Origin of the sequence: uncultured Romboutsia sp., assembly GCF_958366745.1 — a bacterium.
GTDB lineage: Bacteria > Bacillota > Clostridia > Peptostreptococcales > Peptostreptococcaceae > Romboutsia > Romboutsia timonensis.
The window spans coordinates 1-8,183 of sequence record NZ_CATXCO010000103.1; the positions used below are offsets into that span (position 1 = coordinate 1).

The 8,183-nt window shown below is 27.1% G+C and carries 8 protein-coding genes; 1 reads left to right on the plus strand and 7 read right to left on the minus strand.

All coding sequences use genetic code 11. From position 1 onward, the window contains the following. On the plus strand, positions 1 to 1,151 hold a 1,151-nt coding region (locus Q5F54_RS07935), incomplete at its 5' end, for an APC family permease (RefSeq protein WP_302334199.1). A 46-nt stretch (positions 1,152 to 1,197) separates the two neighbouring features. Here the strand turns inward: Q5F54_RS07935 and Q5F54_RS07940 are convergent. The 7 genes from Q5F54_RS07940 to Q5F54_RS07970 form a co-directional block, all read right to left on the minus strand. After that, a complete protein-coding gene (locus Q5F54_RS07940) occupies positions 1,198 to 2,133 on the minus strand; it encodes a phosphoglycerate dehydrogenase (RefSeq protein WP_071119107.1) in 936 nt (311 codons plus the stop codon). Between the two features lie 183 nt (positions 2,134 to 2,316). Then, on the minus strand, positions 2,317 to 2,637 hold the full coding sequence (locus Q5F54_RS07945) for a (2Fe-2S)-binding protein (protein ID WP_071119106.1): 321 nt from the start codon (positions 2,635 to 2,637) through the stop codon (positions 2,317 to 2,319). 379 nt (positions 2,638 to 3,016) lie between these two features. Continuing rightward, positions 3,017 to 5,101 (minus strand): FtsX-like permease family protein, encoded by a 2,085-nt coding sequence (locus tag Q5F54_RS07950; RefSeq protein WP_071119105.1) that lies wholly within the window; start codon positions 5,099 to 5,101, stop codon positions 3,017 to 3,019. Continuing rightward, a complete protein-coding gene (locus tag Q5F54_RS07955) occupies positions 5,091 to 5,858 on the minus strand; it encodes an ABC transporter ATP-binding protein (protein ID WP_071119104.1) in 768 nt (255 codons plus the stop codon). Before Q5F54_RS07955 ends, Q5F54_RS07950 begins: the two co-directional genes overlap by 11 nt. Before the next feature lie 99 nt (positions 5,859 to 5,957). Then, positions 5,958 to 6,968 carry a sensor histidine kinase gene (locus Q5F54_RS07960; protein ID WP_071119103.1) on the minus strand — a complete coding sequence of 337 codons (1,011 nt, stop codon included), beginning with the start codon at positions 6,966 to 6,968 and terminating at the stop codon, positions 5,958 to 5,960. Further along, positions 6,965 to 7,633: a response regulator transcription factor gene (locus tag Q5F54_RS07965; RefSeq protein ID WP_071119102.1), complete on the minus strand. Its 669-nt coding sequence runs from the start codon at positions 7,631 to 7,633 to the stop codon at positions 6,965 to 6,967. Before Q5F54_RS07965 ends, Q5F54_RS07960 begins: the two co-directional genes overlap by 4 nt. 250 nt (positions 7,634 to 7,883) lie before the next feature. Then, positions 7,884 to 8,063, minus strand: a complete 180-nt coding sequence (locus Q5F54_RS07970) for a hypothetical protein (RefSeq protein WP_302334200.1) — start codon at positions 8,061 to 8,063, stop codon at positions 7,884 to 7,886. Between the last annotated feature and the right edge of the window lie 120 nt (positions 8,064 to 8,183).

Below are 8,183 nucleotides of genomic sequence, written 5' to 3' on the forward strand. Positions count from 1 at the left end.
AAGTTTCAGCTGCAATACCTAAAACAGGTGGAATGATGGTATATATAGAAGAAATCTACGGTAAGAAACTTGGTTTCTTAACAGGATGGATGCAATCTGTATTATTCTTCCCTGCTACAATAGCTGCTTTAGCAGTTATGTTCGGACAACAATCTGCTGGATTATTAGGAAACGAATCTTTATCAATGCCTATAGCATTAGGAATCATATTATTAATATCTGTATTAAACAATATTAGTTCTAAAGCTGGTGGTATGATACAAACTGTATCAACTGTAGGTAAATTACTTCCTCTTATATTAATAATGATATTCGGATTTATAAAAGGTGAAGGAAATAACCCTATAGTACAACCTATGGTTGCTGAAGGTGTAAACCCAATGAGCATAATAGGACAATTATTAATAGCTGTATTATTCGCTTACGATGGATGGATAAACGTTGGTGCTATAGCTGGTGAAATGAAAGATCCAGGAAAAGATTTACCAAAAGCAATAATTGGTGGTTTATCTTTAGTTATGGCAGTATACGTAGTTATAAACTTAGCTTACCTTTGGGTATTACCAGCTAGTGAATTAGCTAACGTAGCTTCTCCTGCTTCAGCAGTTGCTGAGCACTTATTCGGACCAATGGGTGGTAAATTTATAACTGTTGGTATATTAATATCTTTATTTGGTGCTCTTAATGGTTACTTATTAACTGGACCAAGAATAGTTTACACTTTAGGTGAACAAAAGAATTTACCTGCAGCATTAGGTAAATTAAGTAAAAATGGTGTTCCAGCTAATGCAACATTAGCAATGGCAGTATTATCATGCTTATATGCATTATCAGGACAATTCAACTTATTAACTGATTTAGCTATATTCGCTGTTTGGGCATTCTATACATTAACATTCATAGGTGTTATAAAACTTAGAAAAGATCAACCAAACTTACACAGACCATACAGAGTACCTCTATATCCTATAGTTCCAATGATAGCTATAGCATGTGGTGTATTTGTTGTAGTAAACCAATTATTCTTATCTGGAATGACTAATACTATGATATCTTTAGGAGGATTAGTTATAACTCTTCTAGGTTTACCAGTTTACTCTTACATGAATAAGAATAAAGCTAATTCTGAAGCAACAGAAAAAGCTGCTTAATATAAATAAAAAAACTACTCACCCGTGTGAGTAGTTTTTTTATTACTTAATATCCTTTGAGTATATCAACTGTATTTTTTAAAGGCTTATTTTCAATATAATTTTTTAAATTATCATAAATCATATTAAAAGTTCTCTCCTCATTCTTATCAGATGCCCATGAATTATGAGGTGTTATAATTATATTATCAAATTCCCATAGCTCACTATTTTTATCTAATGGCTCATTTTCAAATACATCTAAGGCAACTCCCCTAAACTTATTCATGTATTTTATTAAATCTTTTTCATTAATAATATTTCCTCTTCCAACATTTATAAATACAGAATCATCTTTCATAATTTCAAATTTATCTTTGTTTATAATTCCTAAAGTATCTTTTGTTGCCGGTATCGTAACTACAACTACATCACAATTTTTAAATACTTCATCCATTTTATCACTTGCAAAACACTTATCAAAATATTCTCTATTGTGACCAGTTGTATTAACTCCCCAAACTTCAACATCAAACCCTTGTAACCTTTTAGCTGCTTCTGTAGCTAATGTCCCTGTTCCTATAAATCCAATTTTCTTACCACTTAATTCAGTTATAGAAAAATTCATTTTCCACTTCTTATTTATTTGTTGTTCGTGGAACTTTTTACTATTTTTATATATTTCTAATATAGACATAACTATCCATTCGCCTATTGGTATACTATAACCACCCTTGTTATTAGCTATGACAATATCTCTATTTAAAATTTTATCTACGGGTATCTGATCTATACCTATGCTAGTTGTCTGTATATATTTTAAATTTTCCATTTTATTTATATCTAGAGTCCTAAATGGATTATACGTAACTAATATATCAGCACTATCTACATCCTCATTATTAGTTACAATATTTTCATTATAATACATAATTTCATATCCTAATTCCCTTATTTTATCAAACTTTTCTTTTCCATAATCCTTAGTAAATAAAACCTTCATAACTTCACCCCTATATAAGGATATATTTTTAATAATGCTATTATTACTATAAAAGTAAAAAGTCCTTCAAAATTGAAGGACTTAATCTATTTAAGATAAATGTATGCAAACTATGATGATATTAATCTGAGGTGTAAGATACATTTATTTAATAGTATTTTATCCAATTGTTTAGATTAAATACTATCTTTTTATATCTATTACATTTTGAACAAGAGCTTTACATCTTCCACAAGCTGAACCTGCTCCTGTTATTTCAGCCACTTTTTCTGTAGTTTCTGCACCATTTTTAACTGCATTTACTACATCTTCAAGAGAAACTCCCTTACATCCACATACTGATGCTAATATTTTTTCTATTTCTCCTACACATCTTCCACATCCAGTAGCTGCTCCAGTCATATCTTTTATCTCTTGTACTGTACGAGCACCTGCTATCATTGCCTTTCTTATATCTATGTAACTTACTTGTTTACAATGACAAATTATTTTATCTCCAGCCATTTTTATAATCTCCTTATTATTTAGTGTTTTATAATATATATAAATATACCATATTTTTCAACATTTGGGACTTTTAATTATAATTTAGTACAATAATATTTATTAAGATATTAAATTATTAAAAGTTTTATTATATTGAGTGTTTACTTATATAAAATATATCTAAAAACCAATTTTACTATTAAACTCAATAGTTAAGTTGGTTCTTATATTAATTATACTACTCTTCTTAGTTTAGCTACAGTCTCAACGTGCCTTGAGTGCTGAGCGTAGACATTATTTTAAAAATGTATGTAGTATTATTTACCTTTTAAAACTAATATTACATCAAATTTGTGTCTAAATCAGTACTTCTATTGATATAACGTAAAGATTATAGCTAATTTTTTATATTTCTTTTAAACGTATAGTATGTTCCTAAGAAGTAACTTACATATACTATAATCATAAGCACTATTCCTATAATCATATTTAATATAAACATTTTATCACCCACATATGAACTCATCTGAGTTTCAAATATATGGTAGTAGTTATATATAAATACTACAAACCCTATTACACCTATTGTCACAGGAATTGCAAAGTAGATTCCTATTTGCTTTAATACAATTTTATTGATTTCACCTTCTTCTATTCCAAGCTTTCGTAAAATATTAAATCTTTGTTTATGTTCAATGGAATCTGTGAGTTGTTGAAGCGCAAGCACTGTTAAACTTATCATAAGTAAAACTGTACCTAAATATAATCCCAATATCCTCATTCCTAAGCTGGCATTTAATATTTCACTAGTTTCCGCTGACTTAATCCTTCCAACAATAAATTGATAAGATGAATCATATTTTTTCATCAAATCTTTGTTATTGTTTTCAAACCATGTAGGTATATATTCATACTCAAATTCAAGAGCATCTTCATACTTCATTTCATTATTTGTTGTAATAAATAAGTCTACTCCTGCTCCTACAAGACCTTTGCATATTTCATCAGGAAGTATAATGATATTTTTAGCAGGATAATTATAAATTCCTTCACCTAATGTTTCCTTATAATATCCATCTTTACTAATCTTCATATCACTTCCACTTACATTTAAAAATTTATTTTGATTTATATAGTTCTCTATTTCACTATCTTCAGTATTACCATCCCACTGAGTTGTGTATTCGTAATTTGCTAGATTTATTTGTTCATACCCTTGCATATTTCTTAATTTATTGAAGTCACTTAAACTTATAGCTAATGGTGGTATGCTCATATCATCCCTTTTATAAAAATCTTCTTCATTTAAGAAATACTTTTCAACTTCTTCATACTCATCTATATCCACACCATAATCTTTTATATAATTTATTATATCTGAATATTGGAATTTAGGAATTTCTTCTATTTTATTTATACTATATTTTTCATCGTTATTTTTATCCAAGTACCCACTTCTTAACTCTATATCAAATGGAACTCTATAATCTAAATATCCTAAAGACCATTGAGACATTAATAATGTAACTATAAAACTTATTGAAGCTCCTAAAAATGTCAATGATATAGTCGCCATCAGAGTAGGAGTTGTATTTATTTTAGATAATATACCTCCTAACAAAAATAAATTCGTCCCTTTATATTTGAAATTCACGTATTTCTCTTTTATCCTTATAGCAATATAGGATATAGAATAAAATAAAGCATACGTAGCCAATATAAATGAAACCAGCGAAACTACTTCTGCTAATACCATTTGTTGAGTACTCACTACATAATTGCTAATACTCATATTCTTTTTAGTGTCTAATATGAATTTAGCTGAATATGCAAATATACTATATAATATTAATGATGCTAAAAATATTACCGTATAAACGTTCTTACTTTTCTTAAATTTAAACTCACTTATCTTGCTATTATTCATCATATCTATAAGTTTTGATTTATTTAAAACTTTTATATTATGTATACCTACTATACAAAACATACTAATGAAGAATGCAAATGTTATAAAAATAGTATCAAAGTAAAGCTTGAACGAAAATACAACTTCCTGTTTAGCACTTATATAAACTAATGCTGTAACAAGTTGTGAAAAAAGTGTTCCAACAAATATTCCACAAACTACAGATAGTATACCTACTATTAACATCTCTACAAAAAACATAAGTGCTATACTTTTTTGCTCAGCCCCTAATAAGATATATGTTGCAAACTCTTTTTGTCTCCTTCTAATCATATACTTACTTACATAAGCAACAAGTATTGCAAGTAAAGCTGTGATTACATAAGTCGAATACTTTAACATCTTCTTTAATTGTTCAAAATTATAAGAATCCTCTGTTATCAGTTCATAACTAGAACTTGATAAAGATGTAAAAGCATAAAATAAACTTACACACATTGTTATAGTTATAAAATATATCAAATAATCTTTAATAGATTTCTTTGCATTATTTATGGCTAGTTTAACGTACATCCCTTACATCACCACCTAACAATGCAACTACATCTAGTATCTGATTAAAAAATTGTTTTCGTGTATTATTACCTCTTACTAATTCTGTAAATATCTTTCCATCTTTAATAAATAAAATCCTATCACAATAACTCGCCGTAAAAGAATCATGAGTTACCATTAGTATTGTAGCTTTAAAGTCTTTATTTAAACTTGATATCATCTCTATCAACATTTGAGCTGACCTTGAGTCTAATGCTCCTGTTGGCTCATCTGCAAGTATCAACTTTGGATTTGTTATTAACGCTCTTGCACAAGCTGTTCTTTGTTTTTGTCCTCCTGATACTTCATATGGGTATTTTGTAAGTATTTCTTCTATACCGAGTTCTTTTGCTACTGAATTTACCTTACCATCTATTTCATTTTTATTAGTTTTATTTATGGTTAGTGCTAAAGCTATATTTTCATGTATTGTCAAAGTATCTATCAAGTTAAAATCCTGAAATATAAATCCTAAATTTTCTCTTCTAAATCTACCTATTTCCTTTTTATTTATTTCCGTTAAATCTTTTCCATTTAAATAAATGTGACCAGAACTTACCTCATCAATCGTTGCTATAACATTTAGCAAAGTTGTTTTTCCTGAACCAGATGGTCCCATAACCCCTACGAATTCACCTTTTTGTACCTCGAAGCTTACATCATCAATTGCTTTTAATATATTACCCTTATTTCCATAGTATTTTTCTATACTATCAATCTTTAATATTTCACCCATATTTATCACCTCAAGGTTATTTTATATGATTTATCTCTACTTTGATTCGATTTAACCTTTCATTAATGTTACGATATTGTAACATAGAGATGTATTTTCCTAAACCTTAGAAAAGTTCCCCTTTGGAAAAATAATATTAATCTTTGTATACTCATTTTCTTCTGATTCAATTTTTATTAATAAACCTAACTTATCACACAGTTTTTTGCACAAGTACAATCCTATGCCTGTTGATTTATAATTTACACGACCTTTATTTCCTGTAAACCCTTTATTAAATACCCTACTTATCTCATCACTAGGTATCCCTATTCCATTATCATAAATAGTTAAATCAACTGCATTTTTTATTTCTTTAGTATATATTTTTATAGTACTTTCATTCTCTTTTCTATATTTTATACAATTGACTATAATTTGATTTAATATGAACTCTAGCCATTTACTATCACTATATACACTTTCGCAAATATCATATATCTCTATATCAATACTATTAAGTATAAGTACTTGCTTATTTCGAGTGATGACACTATTTATACATTTTTCTAAAGAGATTTCTTTTACTAAATAGTCTTTTTCAACATCTTCACTTCGAGCATAGAATAATGCTTGCTCTACATATCTATCAATTTCTTCTAATTCTTGTAATACTAACCTTGATGTAGATGTTTTGTTGTTCTCTTCTATTAACTTAATAGCTGAAATAGGTGTTTTTACCTCATGTATCCATTTTTCTATGTACTCTTTATAATCCTTTTTTTGATTTTTTATTGTATTTATTTCTTCTCTCATAGACTTACTAGCTTTTTTCAAAATATAGTAATATGGTATTGCTTCTATGTATTTAGGTTGCTCTATTATTTCACTTAATAGATACTTTTTATCTGTATTTTCAATATACTTATTTAGTTTATAGAAATGCTTCTCTATGGTCTTATATTCATGTAAGAGATACATCGATAATACCATTCCCCATGTAATCCATATAATCTTTATGACTTCAAATGTATTTCCTGAACTAAATAGAAATACAGACAATACTATTAAAGATATAATATTTAAACTAATTACTCCAATCCTTTTATTTAGATACTCTTGTATACTCATATCATATAACCTTGTCCTCTTTTAGTTTTTATATAATCCTTTATCCCTAATTCTTCCATCTTATTCCTTATTCTTGTAATATTAACTGTAAGTGTATTATCATTTACAAATAATGCACTATCCCATAAGTAGTCTAATATATCTACCCTCGAAACTATCTTTCCTCTATTTATCAGTAAGTAATGTAGTATTTTAAATTCATTTTTAGTAAGTTCTACTGATTTATCATTGTACTGTATTGTGTTTGTTAATATATTTAAAGTTATACCATTATGTTCGATATTATCTGTAATTTTTTCATTAGGATATGCTCTTTTCAAAACTGAAGCTACTCTTGCTAAAAGTATCTGTGTATTATATGGCTTTGTTATAAAATCATCTGCTCCTAAAGTTATTCCCATAAGTTCATCAATATTTGTACTTCTACTTGTTACAAATATTATAGGTGTTTTTGAAAAACTCCTTATTTCTGTACATATTTTAAATCCATCATCATTTGGTAAATTTATGTCCAACAGTATTAAATCTGGATTATACTCTTTTACTTGATTTGTAATGTTATTGAAATCATGTATTTTTATTGTTTTATATTTATTTAAATCTAATAAATTATGAATCTCATTTCTTATTAGTTCATTATCTTCTATTATCATTATAGTAAACATTCTTTTTCTCCATCTCCTCACATATTTTATTCTATTATGTTAGGTTTATTTCAATTATAAATTAACCAATAATTATGCCTTATGGTTATTATAGCATTTCTCATTATCTAAGCACTATATTTATAGTTTTGTGTAATTAAAAAGAAAGTCATAAAAGACTTCCTATTAAATATTGTTATACTTGTTCAATTTAGTTTTTTAAGCTCATGATACATTATCTTGCTTTATTATAGTTATATGTTAAATCATTTTATGCACTAAATGCCTTATATGCATTTAAAACTATATCTGTATTTTCCTCATCTAATATATAATTTAAAATCCTTGCCATATTAAAATCTTCATCTATACAACCTCTATATAGATTCATAGCTATCCTTATTAGAGTTTTTTCAGATTTAGATGACTTTTCAAATCTTTTTAATATCATATCTCTATTTAAATTATTGTTTAATAGTAAATCTGTATTATAAAACATCTCCATCGACGAAAGAATATATAGTAAACGAACTTAATAATAAAGGTATGAAAATTATTAAATAAGTTAACA